The organism is Hansschlegelia beijingensis, from assembly GCF_014196425.1.
GTDB classification, from domain to species: Bacteria; Pseudomonadota; Alphaproteobacteria; order Rhizobiales; family Methylopilaceae; genus Methylopila; species Methylopila beijingensis.
Window position 1 is genome coordinate 92,142 of record NZ_JACIDR010000004.1, and the last position, 22,892, is coordinate 115,033.

Annotated in this window: 22 protein-coding genes; 12 read left to right on the top strand and 10 right to left on the bottom strand. The window is 69.0% G+C overall.

Annotation, left to right across the window (positions count from 1 at the left end):
* The first annotated feature begins 36 nt into the window (after positions 1-36).
* The 4 genes from GGR24_RS12895 to GGR24_RS12910 all read left to right on the top strand — a co-directional run bounded on the left by GGR24_RS12895 (position 37) and on the right by GGR24_RS12910 (position 4,493).
* Positions 37-657 carry a TetR/AcrR family transcriptional regulator gene (locus tag GGR24_RS12895; protein ID WP_183395785.1) on the top strand — a complete coding sequence of 207 codons (621 nt, stop codon included), beginning with the start codon at positions 37-39 and terminating at the stop codon, positions 655-657.
* A gap of 163 nt (positions 658-820) precedes the next feature.
* Complete coding sequence (locus GGR24_RS12900) at positions 821-2,680, top strand: heavy metal translocating P-type ATPase (RefSeq protein ID WP_183395786.1); 1,860 nt, start codon at positions 821-823, stop codon at positions 2,678-2,680.
* A 136-nt stretch (positions 2,681-2,816) separates the two neighbouring features.
* Complete coding sequence (locus tag GGR24_RS12905) at positions 2,817-3,698, top strand: PhnA-like protein (protein WP_183395787.1); 882 nt, start codon at positions 2,817-2,819, stop codon at positions 3,696-3,698.
* Between the two features lie 351 nt (positions 3,699-4,049).
* A complete protein-coding gene (locus GGR24_RS12910; RefSeq protein WP_183395788.1) occupies positions 4,050-4,493 on the top strand; it encodes an SRPBCC domain-containing protein in 444 nt (147 codons plus the stop codon).
* Positions 4,494-4,544: 51 nt separating this feature from the next.
* Here GGR24_RS12910 and GGR24_RS12915 read toward each other — a convergent pair whose 3' ends face one another.
* From GGR24_RS12915 to GGR24_RS12935, 5 genes are all read right to left on the bottom strand, one after another.
* Positions 4,545-4,790: a hypothetical protein gene (locus GGR24_RS12915; RefSeq protein WP_183395789.1), complete on the bottom strand. Its 246-nt coding sequence runs from the start codon at positions 4,788-4,790 to the stop codon at positions 4,545-4,547.
* 76 nt (positions 4,791-4,866) lie between these two features.
* Positions 4,867-5,274 (bottom strand): hypothetical protein, encoded by a 408-nt coding sequence (locus GGR24_RS12920; protein ID WP_183395790.1) that lies wholly within the window; start codon positions 5,272-5,274, stop codon positions 4,867-4,869.
* A gap of 217 nt (positions 5,275-5,491) precedes the next feature.
* On the bottom strand, positions 5,492-6,208 hold the full coding sequence (locus GGR24_RS12925) for a GDSL-type esterase/lipase family protein (RefSeq protein WP_246398417.1): 717 nt from the start codon (positions 6,206-6,208) through the stop codon (positions 5,492-5,494).
* Between the two features lie 201 nt (positions 6,209-6,409).
* On the bottom strand, positions 6,410-6,760 hold the full coding sequence (locus GGR24_RS12930; protein WP_183395791.1) for a hypothetical protein: 351 nt from the start codon (positions 6,758-6,760) through the stop codon (positions 6,410-6,412).
* Between the two features lie 325 nt (positions 6,761-7,085).
* A complete protein-coding gene (locus GGR24_RS12935; protein ID WP_183395792.1) occupies positions 7,086-7,322 on the bottom strand; it encodes a hypothetical protein in 237 nt (78 codons plus the stop codon).
* 299 nt (positions 7,323-7,621) lie between these two features.
* Here GGR24_RS12935 and GGR24_RS12940 point away from each other — a divergent pair, with 299 nt between their 5' ends.
* Positions 7,622-7,834 carry a cold-shock protein gene (locus GGR24_RS12940; RefSeq protein ID WP_183395793.1) on the top strand — a complete coding sequence of 71 codons (213 nt, stop codon included), beginning with the start codon at positions 7,622-7,624 and terminating at the stop codon, positions 7,832-7,834.
* Between the two features lie 197 nt (positions 7,835-8,031).
* Here GGR24_RS12940 and GGR24_RS12945 read toward each other — a convergent pair whose 3' ends face one another.
* From GGR24_RS12945 to GGR24_RS12955, 3 genes are all read right to left on the bottom strand, one after another.
* Positions 8,032-8,229, bottom strand: coding sequence for a hypothetical protein (locus GGR24_RS12945; protein WP_183395794.1), 198 nt, complete (start codon positions 8,227-8,229; stop codon positions 8,032-8,034).
* Between the two features lie 81 nt (positions 8,230-8,310).
* Positions 8,311-9,072, bottom strand: coding sequence for an SDR family oxidoreductase (locus tag GGR24_RS12950; protein ID WP_183395795.1), 762 nt, complete (start codon positions 9,070-9,072; stop codon positions 8,311-8,313).
* A 102-nt stretch (positions 9,073-9,174) separates the two neighbouring features.
* Positions 9,175-10,365 carry an MFS transporter gene (locus GGR24_RS12955; protein ID WP_246398419.1) on the bottom strand — a complete coding sequence of 397 codons (1,191 nt, stop codon included), beginning with the start codon at positions 10,363-10,365 and terminating at the stop codon, positions 9,175-9,177.
* A 98-nt stretch (positions 10,366-10,463) separates the two neighbouring features.
* On the opposite strand from GGR24_RS12955, the gene gcvA reads away from it, so the two are divergent.
* Both gcvA and GGR24_RS12965 read left to right on the top strand, forming a co-directional pair.
* Positions 10,464-11,348, top strand: a complete 885-nt coding sequence (gene gcvA / locus GGR24_RS12960; protein ID WP_183395797.1) for a transcriptional regulator GcvA — start codon at positions 10,464-10,466, stop codon at positions 11,346-11,348.
* A 128-nt stretch (positions 11,349-11,476) separates the two neighbouring features.
* Positions 11,477-12,679 carry a winged helix-turn-helix domain-containing protein gene (locus GGR24_RS12965; RefSeq protein WP_183395798.1) on the top strand — a complete coding sequence of 401 codons (1,203 nt, stop codon included), beginning with the start codon at positions 11,477-11,479 and terminating at the stop codon, positions 12,677-12,679.
* A 13-nt stretch (positions 12,680-12,692) separates the two neighbouring features.
* Here GGR24_RS12965 and GGR24_RS12970 read toward each other — a convergent pair whose 3' ends face one another.
* On the bottom strand, positions 12,693-13,490 hold the full coding sequence (locus GGR24_RS12970; RefSeq protein WP_183395799.1) for an ABC transporter ATP-binding protein: 798 nt from the start codon (positions 13,488-13,490) through the stop codon (positions 12,693-12,695).
* Between the two features lie 34 nt (positions 13,491-13,524).
* Positions 13,525-14,391 carry a helix-turn-helix domain-containing protein gene (locus tag GGR24_RS12975; RefSeq protein WP_183395800.1) on the bottom strand — a complete coding sequence of 289 codons (867 nt, stop codon included), beginning with the start codon at positions 14,389-14,391 and terminating at the stop codon, positions 13,525-13,527.
* Positions 14,392-14,614: 223 nt separating this feature from the next.
* On the opposite strand from GGR24_RS12975, the gene GGR24_RS12980 reads away from it, so the two are divergent.
* The 5 genes from GGR24_RS12980 (at position 14,615) to GGR24_RS13000 (ending at position 22,882) form a co-directional block, all read left to right on the top strand.
* Complete coding sequence (locus GGR24_RS12980; RefSeq protein ID WP_246398421.1) at positions 14,615-16,837, top strand: TonB-dependent siderophore receptor; 2,223 nt, start codon at positions 14,615-14,617, stop codon at positions 16,835-16,837.
* A 104-nt stretch (positions 16,838-16,941) separates the two neighbouring features.
* Positions 16,942-17,736 (top strand): ABC transporter substrate-binding protein, encoded by a 795-nt coding sequence (locus GGR24_RS12985; protein ID WP_183395801.1) that lies wholly within the window; start codon positions 16,942-16,944, stop codon positions 17,734-17,736.
* Positions 17,737-17,740: 4 nt separating this feature from the next.
* Positions 17,741-19,669, top strand: a complete 1,929-nt coding sequence (gene fhuB / locus GGR24_RS12990; RefSeq protein WP_246398423.1) for a Fe(3+)-hydroxamate ABC transporter permease FhuB — start codon at positions 17,741-17,743, stop codon at positions 19,667-19,669.
* A 77-nt stretch (positions 19,670-19,746) separates the two neighbouring features.
* Positions 19,747-20,271, top strand: a complete 525-nt coding sequence (locus GGR24_RS12995) for a histidine phosphatase family protein (RefSeq protein ID WP_183395803.1) — start codon at positions 19,747-19,749, stop codon at positions 20,269-20,271.
* Positions 20,272-20,530: 259 nt separating this feature from the next.
* Positions 20,531-22,882: a TonB-dependent receptor gene (locus GGR24_RS13000; RefSeq protein ID WP_183395804.1), complete on the top strand. Its 2,352-nt coding sequence runs from the start codon at positions 20,531-20,533 to the stop codon at positions 22,880-22,882.
* The last annotated feature ends 10 nt before the right edge of the window (positions 22,883-22,892 follow it).

The following is a 22,892-nucleotide window of genomic DNA, read 5'->3' on the forward strand; positions in this document are numbered from 1 at the left end:
CGCTTCCGAAAGCCGCGCCAGCGACGGGGAGCCCGCATGGTCAATCTGCCGTCGCCGGCCGCGAAGGGTTCGACCCGGAAGGGCGCCGGCAGGTCCGCCATGATCCTGGAGGCAGCCAAGGACATCGTGGTGTCCGAAGGCTTCGCGAACCTGTCCTATCGCAATATCGCCAAGCGCGTCGGCATCGCGGTCGGCAACGTCAACTACTACTACCCCTCGAAGGACGACCTGATGGTCGACCTCGCGGAGTTCATCTTCGATCGCTGGGACGAACGCCTGAAGAAGCGGGTGCCGTCGCGGCTCAAGGGCGACCGCGAGATCTTCCAGTTCTCGATCAAGTTCATGATCGAGGAGAACAAGCGCGAGCGGACCGTGACGCTCCTCATGGAGATGTGGGCGATGGCCAACCACTCTCCCCCCGTGTCCAAGATGCTGGGCGCGTTCTACGCGCGGATGCGGTCCTGGCTCTCGGACATGATCGAGCGCGTGCGCCCCGACATCGGCCGGGAAAGCCGCGATCTCCGGGCCGCGCTGATCACCGCGCAGATAGAGGGCCTGATGATCCTGATCGGCCCGAAGCGGGTCAGGCACGCGGAGCTCGCGGGCATCGAGCAGGCTGCGGCCGAGCACATCGAGAACCTGGCCTTCGGCGACTGATCGGAGGCTCGCGATCGACGCCTGTCCGCGCGCACCTGGGGGCCGACGGAGGCCGCCGTCGAGGCTCGACGCCCTGTGACCGCCCCGCGATGATGGGGCAGGGCCCGATATACAGGAATCGAGCGTCGCTTTTCCGGCGGGCCGACAGGAATGGACACGGCTGATGGAACTGAGCCGATCGGGCGGCGGCGGCGTCGACCGCTTCAAGACGGCGCTGCTGCTGCTCGCGCTGTCGGGTCTCCTGACCGGGCTCGCCTTCTCCTTCGCGTGGAACGCCGAGGCCGCCCGGATCGCATGGTTCGCCGGGGCGGCGCCGGTCCTGCTCGCCCTCCTGGTCGACATCGCGCGCAGCCTGCGCCGGGGCGACGTCGGACTCGACGTCGTGGCCGCCCTGTCGATGTCCGCCGCCCTCATCTTCGGCGAGACGCTCGCGGCGTCCGTCGTCGCCCTCATGTATTCGGGCGGCGCCTTCCTCGAGAGCTTCGCCGAAGGCCGCGCGCGGCGCGAGATGCAGGATTTGCTCTCGCGCGTTCCCCGAACCGCGATACGGCACCGCGACGGCGGGCTGGAGCAGGTCTCCCTCGACGCAATCGAGCCTGGCGACCGCCTGCTGATCCGGCAGGGCGACGTGGCGCCGGTCGACGGCGTGATCATGTCCGACACGGCGCTCCTCGACACGTCGGCGCTCACGGGCGAGTCGTTTCCGGTGCGTCTGACGCGCGGCGCCGAGGCCATGAGCGGCGCCACCAATGCGGGCGAAGCCTTCGACCTCGTGGCGACGCGTCCCGCCGCCGAGAGCACCTATGCCGGCATCGTCCGGCTGGTCGAGGAGGCGCAGCGCTCCAAGGCCCCGATGGCGCGCCTCGCCGACCGCTGGTCCGTCGGCTTCCTCGCCGTCACGGTCGCGCTGGCGTTCGCGGCCTGGTGGTTCACCGATGATCCGATCCGGGCCGTCGCGGTGCTGGTTGTGGCGACGCCCTGTCCGCTGATCCTCGCGGTGCCGGTCGCGCTGGTGGCCGGCATGTCGCGCGCCGCGCGCTCCGGCGTCCTGGTGAAGGGCGCCGGGCCGCTCGAGACGATGTCCCGAATCCGCACGCTGGTCCTGGACAAGACCGGCACCCTGACCGACGGGCGCCCGCAGATCGTCGCGATCGAGAACCATGGCGTCATGGCCGATCAGGAGATGCTTCGCCTGGCGGCGTCGCTCGAGCAGGCGTCCGGCCATCCGGTCGCGCACGCCGTCATGGCGGCGGCGCTCGCCCGCGGCCTCGTTCTCTCCGCGCCCGGGGAGGTCGACGAGAGCCCCGGCGAAGGGCTGACCGGCCTCGTCGACGGCCGCAGGGTCGCCGTCGGCGGCCCGGGCTTCGTCGCGGAGGCGGTTGGGAGGGCGCCGGAGAGCCACCGCAAGCTCCCGGCCGGCTCGGTGCTGGTGACGATCGCGGTCGACGGCGCGATCGCCGGGCATCTCGTCATGGCGGACGCCCTCAGGGACGACGCGGGCCCCATGCTCCTCAAGCTCCGGGGCGAAGGGATCGAGCGGATCCTGCTGGCCACCGGCGATCGCGCCGAGGTCGCGGAGCAGGTGACGCAGGGGCTCGGGCTGGACGCGCTGCGGGCCGGCCTTCGTCCGGACCAGAAGGTGCTGCTCGTCCTGAGCGAGCGGAAGCACGGGCCGGTCATGATGGTCGGCGACGGCGTCAACGACGCGCCTGCGCTCGCGGCCGCGGATGTCGGCGTGGCGATGGGCGCCCGCGGCGCCGCCGCATCGGCCGAGGCGGCCGATGTCGTGCTCCTCGTCGACAGGATAGACCGGCTGGGAACCGGCATCGAGATCGCCCGGCGCGCGCGGCGCATCGCGCTCGAAAGCGTGGTGGCGGGCATCGGCCTGTCGGTGGTCGGCATGATCGCCGCCGCTTTCGGCCATCTCACGCCGGTGCAGGGCGCGCTTCTTCAGGAGGCGATCGACATCGCCGTCATCCTGAACGCCCTGCGCGCGCTGCGCATCGAACCGCGGGCCGGGTGATCCTCTTCTCTTCGTTCGTTTTGCTGACCCGGATTCCGGCCCTGCGCCGCCGCCTCATGAACAAAGCGCCATCCTGATTGTTTCGCCCACTCAACGGGCGACCCGTCGCGTTGATGAAGACAATCGAGGTGACGACATGGCGGTCTATTCCACCACCGAAGAAGTCGTAGAAGTCGCCATTCCGGGCGCACTGAACAGGATTTCCTGGGGCGCCGTCTTCGCGGGCGTGGCGCTGGCGCTGGTCGCTCATCTGCTGCTCAGCATGCTTGGCGTCGGGATCGGCCTTGCGACCGTCGACCCGGCAGGGGACGGCTCCCCGGACGTCCAGACGATCTCGATCTCGGCCGCGGTCTGGTGGGTCGTCTCGGGCGTCATCGCCGGCGCGATCGGCGGCTACGTCGCCGGCCGGGCGAGCGGCGTGACGCGGCCCACGCTCGGCGCGCTGCACGGATTGACGGCCTGGGCCGCGACCACGCTCGTGATCGTCTATCTGTTGACGAGCGCGATGGGCGCGCTCGTGGGCGGCGCGTACACGACGGCGACCAGCGCCCTGAGCGGCGCAGGCCAGGCCGTCACCTCGGCCGCGCAGGGCGCGGCGCCGGCGCTGCAGAACGCGCCCGATCCGTTCGGCTCGATCGAGGGCGCCATCCGCAGCGCGTCCGGCGGCGACGACCCGGCGGCCCTGCGCGACCGCGCCATCTCGGCGGTGCGCGGCGCCATGAGCGCCGATCCGGCGCAGCAGGAGCAGGCCAAGACCCAGGCCGCGGAGGCGCTCGCCAAGGCGCAGAACATCCCCGTCGAGCAGGCCCGCGGCCAGATCGACCAGTACCAGGCGCAGTACAGGCAGGCGGTCGATCAGGCGAAGCAGAAGGCCGCGGAGGCGGCGGACGCGACCGCCGAGGCGACCTCCATGGGCGCCCTGATCGGGTTCTTCGCGCTCCTTCTCGGCGGCGCTGCGGCGTTGCTCGCCGGCCGGGCAGGGGCCTTGACCGTGCGGAGCCCCAACCGGCGCGCATGAGGTTCAGGCCGGCGACCGGAGCCGGCTGAACTGTGCTTGTGAAGACGCCCGCTGCGCCCTCCGGCGCCGCGGGCGTCTTCATCCAAGAAGAGGCGCCGCGCGGCGTCGCCGTGATCCCGGCCCTCTCCAAGGGACGCCTCAAACTGGTCGTCGGTCGTCCGCGCGCCGCTCCGGCTGGGATGATCGACGTCGATCCCAAGTCGCGTCGGCTCAGGTCGCCGTGGACATGGCGAAGGCTCGGCGCGCATCGCCTTGCGTGAACGTCGCACGAAAAGATCTGCTTCGATGTCGGCGGACGCGGCTCTCATCCGTCTTAGGGTTGTTGCTATCGCTCACCTAGGAGAGACGGTCGTGCCGAGCACCATCACTTTGCACCGGGTCCTGGCCACCAAACCCGAGAAGGTTTACCGCGCGTTTGTCGAGCCCGACGCTGTCGCGGGCTGGCTGCCCCCGAACGGGTTCACCTGCACGGTGCACAAGCTCGACGCGACGGTCGGCGGCGAGCACCGCATGTCGTTCCGCAACTTCACCACCGGCGCCGTCCATTCCTTCGGCGGCCAATACAGGGAGCTGATCCCGGGCGAGCGGCTCGTCTACACGGACAAGTTTGACGATGTGAACCTGCCCGGAGAGATGACCGTCACGGTGAGCCTGAAGCCCGTCTCGGTCGGAACCGAGGTCAGCATCGAACAGACCGGCGTTCCCGACATCATACCCCCGGAGGCCTGTTACCTCGGATGGCAGGAGTCCCTGAGGAAGCTCGCCAAGCTGGTCGAACCCGAGATCAGCGACTAGAGCGCCTGCGCGGGCTCGCCGCCGGCGGCGGCGAGCGGCGCCCGAGCGCCCTCAGGCGCGCTGGTAGATGCCAGGGACGAGCCCCAGCCGCGCCGCCTGGGCGCGGATGTCACGGCCGCTGTCGGCCACGGAGTGCTCCGCGCCCGGATAGTCGCGCTTCAGGAGCGACAGCGCTTCATCGGCTGAGGCCGCGAGCACGATCCAGCGGATGACGCGCTCGCCTCGATCCGCTCCTTCGCCCGAGTCGTCGGTCATGCGGCTCTCGATGAAGAAGCCGTCGTCGGTGTTGAGTCCCATGCTTTTTTCTCTGCTCTCCGCGGCCGATCTCCGGAGCTTCCGGCCCGGCCGCGGAGAACCTGAAGCTGTTGGCAGATCAGCAGGGACGATAATAGGCCCGTCCGTTCCGGACATAGCGACAGCGGTCGCCCCGGCTGCTGTTCGCGATCGCCGCGCCTGCGGCGAGGCCCAGCACGCCGGCCGCGATGTAGCGTCCCGTGTGGTTGCGATGATGTCGGCGGTAGCCATGGCCGTAATAGCCTCGATGGCCGCGGTCCCAGCCGCCGTGGCGCCAGCCGCCGCGGTGGCCCCAGCCACGGTGACCATGTCTGCCGCCGCCGTAATGGCCTCCCCTGTGGCTCCGATGGCCGACGGTCTGGATCTGATCCATGGGGACGCCCGCCACGGTGGGGACGGAGACGGAGGACGCCTGGGCCGGCGCCACGCCGAGGGTCATCCCGAGCGAACACACGCCCGAGACGATCAGAGTCGAAATCTTGTTCATGCGTTACCCGTGGCTGTCGCGCGTGCTGCTGACGCGCGTCTCGTGTCGGTCAGCCGCCTTGCGGCCGGCTGTTCGTGAAGGCGCATATTGCGCGCTCCCCGCCCGAGGGAAGAGGCGCGGCTCACGGCCGCGAGAGCTGGCGCCTGACGCCGGGGCCTGAAGCGAGTCTGAACCTGGCGGCGGTGCGCCGCCTGCGGTCGCGCCGAGCCAGCATCCGCTAGCGCGTGATGATCTCGGATCGACCGCGGCCGAACTCATGCGTGGCGAGGAGGCGGGCGATGGCGTCGGCGATCTTTCCGCCTCCCTGAACGGAAGGTTCGATCGGGTTCGCGAAGTCTGCGTCATCCGCGCAGACCGACCGCAGCTCGATGATCGGGAGCCCCCGGTCGATGAGCAGGCGGATGATGCAGTCGTCGATCAGCGCGAGAGCCGTGGCGGCCGCGCGTCGGGAGGCCGCGTCCGGATAGCGCGGCTCGTAGATGGTGCAGAAGGCCGCCGGCAGGCCGACTCTCGTCACCTCGTGCAACATGGCCGCGTAGTCACGCCTGAAGCCGTCTCTCACCTCGGCCAGGCGAAGAAGGCTTCCGGAGACGGAACTCGAAGAGGCGCGCAGGACAGCCGAGAGCGCAATGGCGTCGTTGCCTCCGACGCTCACGACCAGATGGGTCGCGTCGTCCGGAAGATGCGCCAGCTGGCGAGGCATGCTGGACATCACGCTCCCGTCGACCGCGCGAAGGCTCGCCCGCCACGAAGGGGGCAGACGCTCACGAAGCTGCGATACGACGTCGGGACCGCCGGCCACATAGGCGGCGTTGTCGAACACCGAGTCCCCGAGGAGAACGACGTGGTTCAAGGACGCTTCTCCCGCGCTTCGGGCCCCGCCCGGGGCGAGCGCGCCGAGCAGGATCATCGCGGTCCGTCGGCTCAGGGCCATGGCGCGCTCGCTCGTCAGGCCTCCGCTGTCGAATGAAGGTCATTGCGATGCGTCTGGTTCAGCTCTTCCTCCCACTTTTCGACAATCATGGCCGGACCTTCCGCACGCACTGTTCTCGGAGTTCGGGAGGAACTGGGCGCCTGGATGCCCTTTAGGGCGGAGGGGGCGCGGGCGAGCCGGAGTTCAGCGGGCCCTCAGCGATCAGAGGGCCGCGGGCGCCTTCGTCGCGGCCGAGCGAGGGGCTGGTTCAGACCAGCCGAGCAGGCCGTTCTTCATCACGGGGAGATCGCCCGTCGCGACGACCTGGGCGACGGCTCCGTCCGGCATGGTCTTGGTGTCCGCCAGCGCCAGGCTCAGCGCGTGACCGTCCGCCGTGACGAACGCGACCTTGGCGCCCCCGTGAAACAGCGCCAGCGCCGAGTCGCAGGCCTCGATTTCACCCGACGCCGTGATGTGCCCGCCCTTCTGTTCGTAGCACTCGATCTCGAGAAGGCTCGCTATGGAGTCGCCGCCCAGAACACCCCGTCGATTAATGCGCCCTAAATATTTCATCTCGTGTCCTCCTTCAAAATCCGGCTGGTATCTAGAAAGAATTTCGTATTTATCCAGATGTCGCGGCAAAGTTGTGTGAATGATCGAAGTTCTTCATCGAACGAGTGATCGTTCCGGGCCTGGGCTCATTCAAGTCGCGGCGCGGCATGACAGCGGAAGGCTGCTCCTTGGCGAAGTTGATTGAAGTGAAGAGCCCCGGCGGGGTGAATTTCGTCCGTCCGGATCGGGTGATCGCGATCCAAACTTCGGCGACCGACGCGCGTTCCCGACGCCTTCTCACCTGACGGGGCGTTGGCACGGCCCCGCCCCGCGAACTGCGGCGGAGCTACTGGTCCGGGGCGGCCTCGCGGCGGCATATGCCCCGCGTGTGCGTCTCGATCGCGGATAGCGCGTCATCGAGCGAATGGAACGGGCCGCAGCGCATTCCGGTCATCGTCAGCTTCGCGTTGCCGCCTGGCTCGACCAGGAAAGTCCCGCCGTCGCTCCGTCGAACCACGCCCATGGAGCGGCCCAGAAGATCGGTCAGCAGCCACTCATTCGCGTCTGCCGCGGGTTTGACCATGACGTCCAAGACCTCACCCCGCCTGCCCCGGTCGGCCGGGCTGCGAGCGAGCCAGCGGCGGTCCGAGATTTCGCGCTTCCGGCACGCGCCCCGTCTTTTGTCACGGAAATCGACCGACAAACAAACCCTTGTAAATCCCGCGTGCAGGGCGCATGCTGAAAATGTTGGTTCAGCGACATACGATTTGGCGCCGACGAGATGAAAATCTCGCGCCGGATTTTATTTCCATGAAGTGGCATGTCTGGTGCGCTGGGCTTTCGAGGTCCGGCGGATGTTTTGTGATCTAAAAAGGAGTTCCCATGTCTTCGGGAACGGTGAAATGGTTTAATGCCCAGAAGGGCTTCGGCTTCATTGCGCCGGATGACGGCGGCGCCGACGCCTTCGTGCATATCAGCGCCCTCGAGCGCTCCGGAATCCACGATCTCCAGGAGGGCCAGAAGGTCACCTACGAGCTCGTCGCCGATCGCAAGAGCGGCAAGATGACGGCCGACCGGCTGCAGATTCAGTCGTGATCGCGCCGACCGCTGCGGTTTTCCGCGGCAGACCGGCGTAGGCGCCGACCGGCGAGGTCGACCACGGATGTACTGGCGAACCTCGCTCGTCGCAGCGCCGCAGCCTCAGGCCCGAAAGCGCTTCTGAGCGTCATGGACCCCGTCGCCCTCAGGGCGGCGGGGTTTTTCGTATCGGCAAGCGGCCGGAGCCGCTTCACTCACACCGAGGGAGCGATCTCGTCTTCCTTGACCATCCGCTCATGGTTCTCGGTCAGAGCCTTGATGCGATAGGCCGGCGGAAGATCCTCTCGATCTCCAGGCACCAGGCGCACGATCCTGAACTGGGTGGTCGCGGCCGACCCATGCGAAATTGTCAGGCGAACGGGGTCGCCGACTGCGAATTGATGTTTAGCCATCCCTCATCATAGCACGTCCGCTTCGTCCTGGGGCGGTTTCCTTTCCGAGACGCTGCGCCGCCCGGGCCGCATGGCTCGGCTCTACTTCCCGCCGGTGACGTCGAGGAACGTGTTGGTGATGAAGGACGCCTCGTCGCTCGCCAGCCACAGGATCGCGCGCGCCACCTCCTCGGGCCGGCCGCCTCTTCCCATGGGGATTGTGTCCTTGATGCGATCCACGCGCCCGGGCTCGCCGCCGTCGGCGTGCATCTCGGTATAGATGTGGCCCGGGCGGACGCACGCGACCCGGACGCCCTCCCGCGCGACCTCCTTGGCGAAGCCGATCGAGAAGGTCTCGAGCGCGCCCTTGGAGGCGGCGTAGTCGACATATTCGTCCGGGCTTCCGAGGCGGGCCGCCGCCGACGAGATGTTGATCACCACTCCGCCTCGCCCGCCGTGACGGCGGGACATGCGCTTCGCGGCCTGCTGCGCGCAGAGCATCGGACCGATCGCGTTGACGGCGAAGATGCGCTGCATGCGCTCGTACCCGATGTCCTCGAGCCGGCTCTGCTTCGCGATGATCGCCGCGTTGTTGACGAGCACGTCGAGGCGGCCGAACTCCTGGTCGATCGTGGAGAACAGCCGGACGACCTGCCCGGGGTCGGCGCTGTCCGCCTGCACGGCCAGCGCCTTGCGACCGGCGGCCCTGACGTCGTCAGCCACCGCGCGGGCGGCGGCCTCGTTGGAGGCGAAGCTGATCGCGACGTCGTAGCCGCGCTCGGCTGCGAGCCGTGCGGTCGCCGCGCCGACGCCGCGACCGCCGCCCGTTATCAGGATGACGGGAGCCTGACTGCCCTCACTCATCAAACGCGCCTCCGTGGAAAGCAAAACTCTGCGCTGCGCCAGACATGCTTCTCCGTATCGCGAGATCTGGCGCGTCTCTGGACAAGTTCTGTTTCCGCATATTCACGCGCCAGCCCGCCCATGACTGGGGACAAGACGGCGCCCCAGCAGAATGACGACAGGCAGCGTCAGCAGGGACGCGGCGGCGGCGCAGGACACGCCCCAAGAGCGCCCGGCTGCGTCGCCCACGACGCCGAACAGGATCGGCGCCAGGGCGCCCGACCCGGTGACCCCCGTGTAGAAGACCGCGAACGCATGCTCCACCCGCCCCGCCGGCGCGAGTTCGGGAACGGTGCCGTAAAGCACCGACGAGGTGCCGTTCAGCGCGAGCCCGACGACCGGCAGCAGAAGCAGGGTCGGCGCCAGGGGCAGCGCCACGGTGGCCAGTATGAGCGCGACCGTGGCGCTTTCGGTGATCAGCACCGTGCGCAGAACGCCGAGCCTCGCCCCCAGCCAGCCGCAGACGAACTTGCCCAACGCGCCGCCGACGAAGACGGTCGCCAACGCCGTCCCGATCGCCGGAAGGGCCGCGCCCTTCGCCTGCAGCACGAAGGGAAGGAAGGTGAGGAAGCCCATCCGGGCCGCCGTATCAAGGCCTCCGATGCAGCAGAGCAGGGCGAAACCGCGTCGGTCTCCGAGCGACCGCCTTGCGGGACCGGCGAGGTCGTGGTGCGGGATGCGGATCCTCGGCATCAACGCCACCGCGGCGGCGGCGATCAGACCGAGCGCCGCCACCAGCCAGAGCGCGTGCCGCCACGGCATCAGGGTTACCAGCAGCGACGTCAAGGCGGGCAGGCAGGCCTTCCCGACGTCGCCGGCGAAGTTGTAGGTCCCGATCGGACCCCTGGACGCGTCGCCGAACGCCCGCGACACGGCGGCGGACGCGATCGGGTGCTGCGTGCTCGATCCCGCTCCCGACAACGCCAGGGCGACGCAAAGACCGATGGCGCCGCCCGAAAATCCGGCGAGCACATAGCCCAGCGCCGAGAGGAGCGTTCCGACGGCGAGGATCACGCGTCCGTCGAATTTCTCCGCGAGGCGGCCCGCCGGCACCTGCAACGCGGCCATTGATCCCGCGTAAACGCCGCGCAGCACGGCGAGAAGGCTGTAGCTGAGCCCGAATTCCGCCTGCCAGATCGGCAGAAGCACGTAGATGAGATCGGTGTAGCCGTCATGGACAGCATGGACGACGCCAGCCACGGCGAGCGTGCGATTTGGAGCAGCGGGGCGCCCGGCGGACTCAAGTGACGACATCTGGCTCAACATCTTGGAAGAGCCGCGAAAGTTGCGCTTGGCCTCGTGATGCGACAAACGATTTTTTGGACCACGTCGCGTGAGAAAATCTGACGCAGATGAGCCGCCGTCTCCCCTCCATGAACGCCCTGAGGGCGTTTGAAGCGGTCGGCCGCCACCTGAGCTTCACGCGCGCGGCGCAGGAGCTGAACGTCACGCACGGCGCCCTCAGCCGGCAGGTCAGGCTGTTGGAGGAGTGGCTCGGGCAGCCGCTTTTCGAACGCGGCAACCGTCGCATCGCGCTGACGGAACGCGGAGCCGACTATCTCTCGGATGTCGGGGCCGCGTTCGACCGGATCGCCGCCGCCACCGCGCGGCAGCTCGAGCGCGACGAGCGTCGATTGCTGCAGGTGAACGCCATGGCGACGTTCACGCTGCGCTGGCTGATACCGCGGCTATCCTCCTTTCAGCTCGGCCACCCGGGAATCGAGGTCCGTCTCACGACCTCGAACACGCCGCTTCAGGACCTTCGGGAGCCTTACGACGTGGCGATCCGCGGCGGTCCGGAGCGGATCCCCGCTCATGTGGCGCAGAAATTCCTGTCCGAGACGCGCATTCCGGTGTGCAGTCCGAAGCTCATCGAACAGCGGCCGATGACGCATCCGCGCGATCTCGCGCGCCACACGATCCTGCATTCCGCGACCCTGCCGGATGTGTGGTCGCAATGGCTCGTGGCCGCGAGGATTCCGGACCTGAAGCCGGCCGGCTCGATCACGCTCGAGCATTTCTACCTGACGCTTCAGGCGGCTCTGGATGGCGTCGGGGTCGCGATGGGGCCGACGGCGCTCGTCGCCGACGACGTCCGGGCCGGACGGCTGGTCATGCCGTTCAGAGAGCCGGCTCTGCCGGCCAGGAGCTATTTCACCTATGTGCCGGACGGCTGCGCCGACGATCCGGCCGTTCGCTCGTTCTGCGCATGGCTCCGGCGCATCGCTGAGGCCTAGGGGACGGCGCCCCGCCGGACCGGTCGTGATCGACTGGAACGGCGCCCGCGGCGCGTTAGCTTGCTGAGCCGCTGTTCCGCGCGCCCGCGGGCCGGCGCGAACGCTCCCTGGAGATGCCGGAACGCATCATGCCCGACCGCTCGATTCCGCTGTCTCTCAAGGCGGCGCGCGGCGCCTGGCTGAGCGCGCAGAAGCTCGACCAGGACGCTCCGTTCGGTGAAGGGCCGGAGGCGGCGCGCCGCGCCGTCGAGCATCTCGGCTACGTGCAGATCGACACGATCAACGTGATCGAGCGCAGCCACCACCACATCCTGCACACCCGCATCCCGAGCTATCGAAGGAGCGATCTCGACACGGCCCAGGCCGATGACAAGTCTGTCTTCGAGTACTGGACGCATGCGCTGGCCTATGTGCCGACCGCGGATTACCGGTTCTTCGCGCCGGCGATGGACAGGTTCAGGGAGGCGCCTGCCGGAATGTTCGCCGCGATCCCGGGCGACAATTACGCAGCGCTGCTGCGGCGCATCGCCAAGGAGGGGCCGCTGTCGATCCGGGACGTCGACGACGACGCGCTCGTCGAAAAGACGCATCCCTGGGGGAGCCGAAAGCCGTCCCGGGCGACGCTGCGGTTCGGGTTCTTCGCAGGCGACCTGGTGGTCAGCCGCCGAACCGGAATGCTCAAGACCTATGATCTGACGAAGCGCCACTTCGGATGGCGCAGGCGGCCTGCCCCGGCTTCCGAGAAACAGTGCGCGTCCTACCTTCTGGCTCGCGCCCTTCGCGCCCAGGGCGTGGTGAGCCTGGACTCCGTCTGTTTCGGCGACCTCCGGGCGAAGCGGCTCGTCGCGGAGGCGATCGCGACCGAGGTGAAGCGAAAGCGCCTGACGCCGGTCAGCATCGAGGGCCTCGAGAAGACGCAGCACTGGGCCGCGCCCTCCGTCCTCGAAAGCGCCCGCCGGCCGGCCGCCCCGCGTGACCGCATCCGCATCCTCTCGCCGTTCGATCCGCTGGTGATCCAGCGCAGGCGGCTCAAGGCGCTGTTCGGCTATGAGCACCGGTTCGAGGCCTATGTGCCGGTCGCGAAACGGGAGTTCGGCTATTTCGCGCTCCCGCTTCTGGCGGGCGACGAATTCGTGGCGGCCATCGACCTCAAGATGGACCGGCGGGCCGGACGTCTTCTCATCCAGAAATGGACGTGGCTTGCCGAGGCGGACGCAGGTCTCCGGGAGGCGATCGACGAAGCGCTCGCGCGTTTCGAGCGGTTCCAGAAGCACGCCGCGGCGTCGGGCGCGGCGCCTTCGTCCGATCATCAGCCGGCGTCGTCCGGCTGAGCTTTCGCCGGCGTCAGCTCGCGAAGGCGAGGGGCATGCCGCTGATCGGGTGTCGCAGCACCTCCATGCCGAGGCCGTAGATGGCCTCGAGGCGGTCCTTCGCCATGATCGAGGCGGGGCAGCCGCGCGCGATCAGGCGGCCCGTGTGGAGCGCCGCCACCTCGTCACAGAACCGGGCCGCCATGTTGACGTCGTGCAGCACCACCATGACGCCGCGCCCTTGCGTCTCGGCGAGCTTGCGGACGAGCGCCAGGACCTCGATCTGATGGGCGACGTCGAGCGCCGAGGTCGGCTCGTCGAGCAGCAGCCAGCGCGCCTGCTGGGCGACCAGCATCGCGAGCCAGACGCGCTGTCGTTCGCCGCCCGAAAGCTCCTCGACCATGCGGTCGGCGAAGACCGCAACGTCGGCGAGCTCCATCGCCTCCGTGACCGCTTCGGCGTCCTCCGGGCCGAACCGGCCGAGCGCCCCGTGCCACGGATACCGCCCGAGCGCGACGAGCTCGCGTACGGTGAGCCCCGACGCCAGAGGCGGGTTTTGCGGGAGGTAGGCGACCTCGCGCGCGAAGTCCCGGGAGCGCCAGTCGCCGATCGGCCGGCCGCCATAGCGGATGGCGCCGTTGGTGACGGTCTGCTGCCGCGCCAGGAGCTTCAGCAGCGTCGACTTGCCCGAGCCGTTATGGCCCACAAGGCCGATCACGGCGCCGGGCGCGAAACGCGCCGAGAGCGGCGCGAGCAGCGCGCGCTCGCCGACCGAGAAGGAGGCTTGCGAAAGCTCGAAGGCGGCCGTCGCCGAGGGGTCGCCCTGGGTCATCGCGGAACCGTCCTCGTGCACGCGCTACGCCGCATCATCGACATGTCGCACGCCACTCCATGGGCGTGCAGCCGGAAAGCTTCCGGAACACACGGGTGAAATGCGCCTGGTCGGCGAAGCCGAGCTCGGTCGCGATCTCGCTGAGCGAGGCCTCGGCGCGGGCGATCAGGCGCTTCGCCTTGCGGACCCGCGCCTGGAGCTGCCAGCGATGCGGCGGCATCCCGGTCGCGGCCTTGAAGGCGTGGCTGAAATAGCTCTCGGAGAGGCCGGCGAGGCGGGCGAGCTCGCTCAGCCGGATCGTCTCGCCGCAGCGCTCGTCGATGTAGTCCACCGCGAGCCGCAGCTGGCGGTCCGAAAGCGCGCTGCGGCCGGGGCGGCGCGAAGGCGGCGCGAACGCCGCCGACACCAGCGCCGTCAGCAGGCCGTCCCCCAGAAGCCCGAGCGGCGCGGGACCGCGGGCGCAGGCCTGCTCGAGGAGCCGCGCAAGGCGCTCGAGCCGACCGTCGCTGAACATCAGCCGCGGCGTCGTGGCGGCGGCGTGGTCGAGCCCGTCGACCGGCCCCAGCCGCTCCAGGTCGAAATGCACGTCGAGGTGGCGGACCTCGGTCGCGCCGTCGATCGTCATGGTGAGCGGCGCCTCCGCCGGCACATAGGTCGCGCTCAGCCTGCGCGAGGATGCGCGGCCGGCGCGCTGGCCGAGATCGAGCGCAATCTCCGAGGCGGGCTCCTCGATGACCACGAAAAGGCGCGGATCGCGGGAGACGTAATCGCCGCGCGCTCCGGCCGCGCAGCGCGCCCGCCAGATCTCGGCCAGGCCGATGTCGGACGCGTGGGCGAGGGGCGCTCCGGTGACGGCGACGCCGCGCCTCTCGGAGACCATGCGCGGCTGGAACGTGTTCATCGCCGTCCCGCCATGCGCGCGGCAATCCCTTTCGGCCTGGTGCGCGCGGGGCACACCAGTGATTCAGAGTATCTGAGGCCAGAAACGTACAATACGGAAGCACCGGGCCGAACTCTTAGTCTCGCCCCGAGGGCAGTCAAGACTCCGGCTCATAGATTAGAATATATATATTCTAAAGAGCCGGGGTGGTTGTAGCTCGCGAGTTTCGACAACGCCGGGGACCATGGTGATCTACGTAAGGGGAATGCGGGCCGGGCTGCTTGCGGGCGTGGCGCTGGCGGCGATTGCACATCCTGGAGTTGCTGTCGCGCAGCAGGCCGGGCAAGCGACGCAACTCGACGCGATCGAGGTGCAGGGAGAGGGCCGCGGCGACTCGATCGGGCGGAACGGCTCGGGCGTGGCGCCCGTGCAGGGCTACGCGCCGGTCGCCACCACCACGGGCTCCAAGACCGACACGCCGATCAAGCTCATCCCGCAGTCGATCGGCGTGGTCGGCAGCGAGCAGATGGACGACCTCGGCGCGATGAAGACCGACGAGGCGTTGCGCTACTCCGCGGGCGTGTTCGCGCAGCCCTTCGGCGACGATACGGACACCAACTGGTTCTACATTCGCGGCTTCGACGCCACGCAGACCGGCGTCTATCGCGACGGCATGCAGCTCTACAACTACGCCTTCGGCAACTTCTTCACCGACCCGTGGCTGCTCGAGCGCGTTGAGGTGCTCCGCGGCGCCTCCGCGGCGCTTTATGGCGGCGGCAATGTCGGCGGCATCATCAACTATGTCAGCAAGCGGCCGCTGGACTACGATTTCGGCGAGGTCGAGGTCGGCATCAACAACTACCCCACCGCGTTCGCGGCGTTCGACATCAACAAGGTCGTGCCGAACGGCGTCGTCACGAAGGGCGACGCGCTGCCGCCGGTCTGGAAGTACCGCTTCACCGGCAAGTTCGAGGGCGGCGACGGCTACTCCAAGCGCGAAGACGGCATCCGCGGCGTGTTCCAGGGCGCGGCGACCTATTCGCCTGACGCCGGCACGGATTTCACCGTCTACGCCAACTACCAGCACGTCGACCAGAAGCACGGCGGCGGCGACTTCCTGCCGTATTACGGCACCGTGAAGCGCGCGACCTCGGTGGACGGCACGATCGACCTCGGCCGCATCAGCCGGCGCGCCAACTTCTCCGACTCCGATTTCGACCGCTACGACCGGCGGCAGGCGATGGCCGGCTACGAGTTCAACCACGACATCAACGACGTGTGGACGGTGAACTCGAGGGCGCGGTTCGCCTACGCCGATCTCAAGGAAGCGCAGATCTACCCGTTCGGCTACGGCTTCCAGCCGCGGCCGAGCGCGGGCAACACGGCGCTCTCGCTCATCCCGTTCAACCACCACACCAAGTCGTACAGCTTCACCGCCGACAACAATGTCGTCGGCAAGTTCGCGACCGGCGGGCTGGATCACACCCTCCTCATCGGCCTCGATTACAAGTTCTACGAGATCGACGAGGTCCAGTCGTCGTTCGGCTCGCCCTACATCGACGAGAAGAGCAAGCTCCACCAGGCGGGGCTCTACGTTCAGGACCAGATCCGCTTCGGCGGCGGCTGGATCGCCACCCTGAACGGCCGCTATGACCGCATGTGGCTGAACGGCGATTACAAGCCGCTTCCGACCGACACGGGCGCCGACGTCAAGCTCGACAAGGGCCGCTTCAGCGGACGCGCGGGCCTCGGCTACGAGTTCGCGAACGGCGTCGTGCCGTATGTGAGCATCGCGAGCGTGTTCAACCCGCTCGTGCAGGCCAACAACATCCAGAACGCGGCGTTCCAGACCATCGGCCGCACGCCGTTCAAGCCCGAGACCGGCATCCAGTACGAAGCGGGCGTGAAGTGGGCGCCGACCTGGTTCTCCGGTCTGTTCACCGCGTCGGTCTTCGACCTGAAGAAGAAGAACGTCGTTTCGGGCACGACCTCCCCGACGTCGGTCCAGACGCAGCTCGGCGAGGTGCGCTCGCGCGGCTTCGAATTCGAGGCGCAGGCGAACCTGAACGAGAACTGGAAGTTCATCGGCGCGTTCACGGCCTATCAGCTGAAGATCCTCAAGGACGAGAACCCGCTTATGGTGGGGGAGCAGCCCTTCCTCGTCCCGGAGGTGATCGCCTCGGCCTTCCTCGACTACGCCTTCACGACCGGGGCCATGAAGGGCCTCAGCCTCGGCGGCGGCGTGCGCTATCTCGGCAAGTCCGAGGCGACGCAGCCGAACACCGTCAAGGTCCCGTCCGCGACCCTGTTCGACGTCGCGGCGCGCTACGAGTGGGACGCCTACAAGGTCAGCCTCAACGTGACGAACCTGTTCGACAAGCGCTACGTCTCCGGCTGCCAGGGCATCAATGTGTGCTCCTATGGCGAGGCGCGCAAAGCGCTGGTGAGGGCGAGCTACACGTGGTGAACGACGACAGGCCGGTTCGCCGGCCTGGTTTTCTCTCCCGCCGCGGCGTCCTCACCGGCGCCGCGGCTTTCGCTTGTCTGGGCGCCGCCCGCGCGGACCCCGCCATGCGGCTCGCGGCGATCGACTGGGCGATGCTGGAGACGACGCTCGCCCTCGGGGTCGCGCCGGTCGCCGCGGCCGAGCTCGTGCTGTTCCGCACCGCCGCGGTGGAGCCGGTCGTGCCCCGCTCGACCGCCGACCTCGGCCTGCGAGGTTCGATCAGCTACGAGCAGCTCCTCGATACGCGCCCCGACCTCATCCTGATCTCGCCCTGGTACGAGAACCGCGCCCGCCTCCTGTCGCGGATCGCGCCGGTCGCGAACTATTCGATCTATGAGCCGGGCCGTCGTCCCTACGAGGCGGCGATCGCGGCGACGCGCGACCTCGGCCGGCGCATCGACCGCAGCGCCGAGGCCGAGCGGGCGGTCGCCCAAGCCGACGCGGAGCTCGCTTCCGCCCGGACGCGGCTCGCGCGATCGGCCGGCCGCCCTGTGCTCATCATGAACCTCGCGGATTCCCGTCACTTCCGGGTGTTCGGCGCCGACAGCATGTTCGGCGACGTGGCCGAGCGGCTGGGGCTCACGATCGCCTGGAGCGCTCCGACGCGGTTCGGCGCCTTTCCGGCCGTCGGCGTCGAGGCCCTCGCGGCGATGACGGAGGCGATCGTGGTCAACGTCGGCCCGAGCCCGCCCTCGGCGCTCGCGGCCGTGCGGGAGAGCCCGCTCTGGCGCGCCATGCCGCCGGTCGCCTCCGGCCGCTTCGTCGGGCTCCCGGCCGTGAACCCCTATGGCGCCCTGCCGGCCGCGCAGCGCTTCGCGCGGCTCCTCGCCGATGGGCTTGAAGCGCTTGCGGTCGGCTGAACGCATGCCGCGAGCGCTTGTCGGGCCCTGGCTCCTGTGGGGCGTTCTGGCGGCGGTCGCCGCAGCCCTCTCGCTCCAGGACGTTCTGTCGAGCCTCAGCGCGGCATCGGCCGAGGTCGATCGCGCCCTGGTCCTCTACAGCCTTGCGCCACGGATCGCGGTCGCTCTGCTGGCCGGCGCGGCGCTCGGTCTGTCGGGGGCGCTGTCCCAGGCCGCGCTCGACAATCCGCTCGCCGAACCGGCGACGCTCGGCGTCTTCGCCGGCGCGCAGCTCGCGCTCGGCGTCGCGGCGATCCTCGCCCCTGCGATGGGCGCGCTCGGCCGCGAGGCCGCAGCTTTCGCCGGGGGAGCCGGCGCGGCGACGCTGGTGCTGGCGCTCGCCTGGCGGCGACAGCTCGACCCCGTGACCGTGGCGCTCTGCGGCATGGTGGTGGCCATGGTCGCGAGCTCCCTGTCCGCGGCGCTCATCCTGTCACGGGGCGACTATCTCTTCGCGCTGCTGATCTGGGGCGGGGGCTCGCTGACGCAGGAGGGCTGGCGCGCCTCCGCCGCGATCGCCGCGGTGCTGGGCTTCGGCATCGTCTGGGCGCTGCTTCTGGCGCGGCCGCTCGGCGCGCTCGCGGCCGGCGAGATCGGCGCGCGAAGTCTCGGCGTGCCGACGCCCGTCATCCGGATCGCGGCGCTCGCGATCGGCGTGCTGCTGGCCGCGACGGTCGCGGCCGAGGTCGGGCTGATCGCCTTCGTGGGACTCGCCGCGCCGGCTTTCGCGCGGCTTTCGGGGGCGCGATCGGGGCGGATCCTGGCGGTCTCGCCTGTCATCGGCGCCATCCTGCTCTGGCTCGCGGACTCGATCGTGCGCCGTCTCGGCGAGGGTGACGCGATCCCGACCGGCGCCGCCACCGCGATCCTGGGCGCGCCCCTGCTGCTGTGGCTGCTGCCTCGCCTCGTCCTTGCCGACCGTCCGACCGCGCCCGAACGACGGCCGCGGCGCGATCCCGCGCGGATGCTCGCGGTCCTTGCCGCGCTCGCCGCGGGTTCGATCGCCGCGGCGCTGTGGGTCGGGGCCGACGCGCATGGCTGGAGGATTTCCTCCGTGGCGGAGTTCGCCGAGCTTCTGCCTTTCCGGGGCCCGCGCGTGGCGGCCGCGGCTGCGGCGGGGGCGATGTTCGCGGCGGCCGGCGTGATCCTGCAGCGACTGACCGCGAACCCGCTGGCGAGCCCGGAAGTGCTCGGCGTCGGGGCGGGGGCGGGCGTCGGCCTCGCGGCCGTTCTGCTGGGCTTCGGCGCCGTGTCCTGGCCGTTGCAGATGGCGGGCGCGGGAGCGGGCGCGCTGGCGGCGCTCGCCGTGATGCTGGCCGTCGCCGGACGCGGCAGGCTCGGTCCGGAGCGAATGCTGCTTGCGGGCGCAGGGATCGCGGCGCTCTGCCTGGCGGGTCTCAACGCCGTGGTGGCGACCGGCTCGCCAAGCGCCTTCGCGCTGCTCGCCTGGATCACGGGCGCGACCGACGCGCTGGGGCCGGATCAGGCGATCGCCGCGGTCGTCACGGCGGCGGCGCTCGCCGCGCCGGCCGCAGCGACGCTCCGCTGGCTCCACGTCCTGCCGCTCGGGACCGCGACCGCCCGCGCGGTCGGCGTCAGGATCGGCGCGGCCCGCCTCGCGCTGACGACGATCGCGGCGCTGCTGACCGGCGCGGCGGCGATGATCGCCGGCCCCCTGAGCTTCGTCGGCCTTGTCGCGCCCCACGCGGTGCGGGCGGCCGGGCTCGCGGGCGCCGGCCCGCATCTTCTCGGTTCGGCGCTCGCCGGCGCGGCCCTGATGACCATCGCCGACCTGCTCGCGCGCACCGTGATCTTCCCCTACCAGCTCCCGCTCGGCCTGTTCGCCTCCCTGATCGGCGGCGGCTATCTCCTTCTGGCGCTCCGCCGGCGGTAGCGTCTCGGCTCTTGAAAGCCGCCCTGGTCGCCCTCTTTCGCGGAAAGCCCCCCGGCGGGCGAGAAGCGAGGACCTCAGTGGCGCACGGACCCGACCGCATCCTGTTCATCAGACATGCCGAACACCACAGCCAGCTTGGCATCACCGAAGACGGCATGCCCGACGATCAGAGCCTCAACGCGCGCGGGTGGCAGAGAGCGGGGGCGCTGATCGCGCGCCTCGCGCAGCCGGCGAACGGCGACGCGCCGCCTGACGCGATCTACGCCTCAGCGATCACGGAGGACGGCCAGAGCCGGCGGCCGCAACAGACGGTCGCGCCCCTGCTGGCGTTCCTCCGCGCGCGCGGCCACGTCACCTATTGCGACGCATACGCGAAGACCGCCGTCGACGAACTGGCCGAGGACCTGATGACCCGCAAGGGCGTGGTCCTCGTCGCATGGGAGCATTCGATGATCCCCAAGATCGCCCGGCGGCTTGGGGCGAAGTCCGTTCCCTCGGACTGGCCGACCGACCGCTACGACATGATCTGGCGCCTCGACCGCAGCGACGACGGCTGGAGCTTCGAGGAGATCGACCAGGGGCTGCTGGTCGGCGACCGCTGACCTCTGGCGCAGCGGCGGCGCCATGCGCGTCCCTGGCGGAAGGCAGGGCGCTGCCGCGCGCGGCCTGAGCTTAGAGGGAATGCCGCCACAACATGGAAGAATTCAAATTCCAGTTTAGACTCTGTCTGAAAGTTAACGCCTCAAAAGGTCGAAGTGGAATAGTTCTAAGATAATGATTGAAAAGGGCTTTTCCTTCTTTTGAGCTTGTCACGCCCGAGTTTCGCCGCCAAAAGGCCCGAAACAAGCTTGGGGTCCCGACATGATCGTGCGCAGTTCCATCTCCCTTCGGCCGAAGATGTCGAATGTGGCGTTGACGGCGAGCGCGACGCTCGCCGCGGCGGCGGTTCAACCGATGGCGGCGTTCGCTCAGTCGACCGAACAGGAGTCGACCTCCCTCGACCCGATTCAGGTCGAGGGCGCGGCTGCGTCCTATGGCAACGCCAACGACGCATCGACGGGGATCAGCCGCCTGCCGGCGACGGTTCGGGAGATTCCGCGGGCGGTCACGGTCATTTCCCAGGAGCAGCTCGAGCAGCAGGGCGTCACGACCGTCGAGCAGGCGCTCAGGAACGTGCCGGGCATCACGCTCTCCACCGGCGAGGGCAATGGCGGCACCAATGGCGACCAGTTCCGCATCCGGGGCTTCCAGTCGAAGGGCGACATCTACATCGACGGCCTGCGGGACTTCGGCGCCTATGTGCGTGACAGCTTCGACATCGAAAGCATCGAGGTCATCAAGGGCCCGAACGGCGAGAATTTCGGCGTCGGCACCACCGGCGGCCTGATCAACCAGACCTCCAAGAAGGCGCATCTCGGCGATGCGCTCTCGATCGAGGGTCAGATCGGCAGCGGCCCGCTCAAGCGCGGCACGGTCGACTACAACAAGCAGATCAACGAAACGACGGCCATCCGCCTCAACGGCATGGTCCATGATCAGGACGTCGCCGACCGCGACCATGTGAAGTCGGATCGGCAGGGTTTCGCGGCGGCGCTCGGCTTCGGCCTCGGCACGGACACGACCTGGTCGCTCAACTACATGTACCAGCACAACAACCGGAAGCCGGACTACGGCGTGCCGTTCATCGCCGACGCCAACGGCCGGTGGCGCCCGGCGACGGAGCTCGGCCTGAGCCGCTCGACCTCCTATGTGCGCGCCACCGACAAGGACGTCACCAACGCCCATGTGGTCACGTCGCTGTTCTCGAAGGAGGTCAATGACTGGCTGACGATCTCGAGCGAATCGCGCGTCGGCTTCTACGATCGCGACTATTCCTCGACCGCGCCCGGCTGCTCCAACGACGCCAGCAGCTCCACGCCCGGCGTTCAGTACGACGGCAGCTGCTCGCAGCAGTTCTTGGCGGGCGGCAATCCGCTCATCACCTACGGCGCGGGCGGCGGTCTGAGCTACAAGCAGAGGACCTGGGGTCTCGAGAACACCACGACCGCGAAGGCCGAGTTCGAGACCGGCGGTCTGAAGCACAAGGCCCTGGTCGGCGTGAACGTCTACTATCAGGACGACCACCGCGAGCCCGCGAGCTACGGCCAGACCCGCGGCAACCAGACGATCCGCGATCCGTTCTACAACACCCCGAACGCGGTGAGGACGCGCGTGGTCGGCAATGACCGCGACGCGACGGCCTCGGACGTCGCGCTGTTCGCCAACGACCGGGTCTGGTTCACCGACCAGATCTCCGTCATGGGCGCCCTCCGCTGGGACAACTTCAAGAGCAAGTTCTACAGCTTCACCCCGGCCGCCGCGGACACCACCGCGCCGTTCGAAGACGTCGAGATCAACAGCAAGCAGTCGGACAGCAAGCTCAGCCGCTCGGTGGCGCTGATGTTCGAGCCGCAGTCGAACCAGACCTATTATGTGAGCTACGCCCGCTCCTACACGCCGATCGGCACCAACGTCGCGACGCAGGCCGGCAACGCCACCAGCGAGGTGCCGGGCGGCGCGAGCGGAAACCTGAAGCTCGATCCCGAAAAGGCCGACCTCTACGAGTTCGGCGGCAAGATCGACCTCATGGACGGTCGTCTCGGCCTGTCCGGCTCGGTCTTCCAGATCGACAAGAGCAACGCCTACGACGTCGACCCCACCACCGGCGACGTCATCGGCGGCTTCTCCGACGCCAGCCAGAAGCGGCGCGTGCGCGGCTTCGAACTCGGCGCCACCGGCGAACTTGCGCCGGGGCTGAACATCCAGTTCGGCTACGCCTATCTGGACAGCAAGATCCGCGGCGAGACTCCCGGCACGGCGGCCGCGTCATCCGTGAAGGGCAATGACGTTCCCTATGTGTCGAAGCACAACGCCGCCCTGTGGGCGACCTACGAGCTGTCGCGTCACTTCGCCGACAAGATGCCGGGCAAGCTGGTCGTCGGCGGCGGCATCCAGTACGCCAGCGCATACTGGGCGGATCCCGCGAACACCGCGCGGGTTCCCAAGTCCTTTTCGCTCGATGGCCTGATCTCCTACGAGTATGAAGGGGTGCGGGTCGCCCTCAACGGCTACAACCTGACCAACGAGCTGAACTACACCTCCGCGCAGGGCACAGGCCGCGTCGTGCCGGGCTCCGGCCGGACGGTGCTGCTCTCCCTCGGCTACAAGATGTGACGCGCGGGCG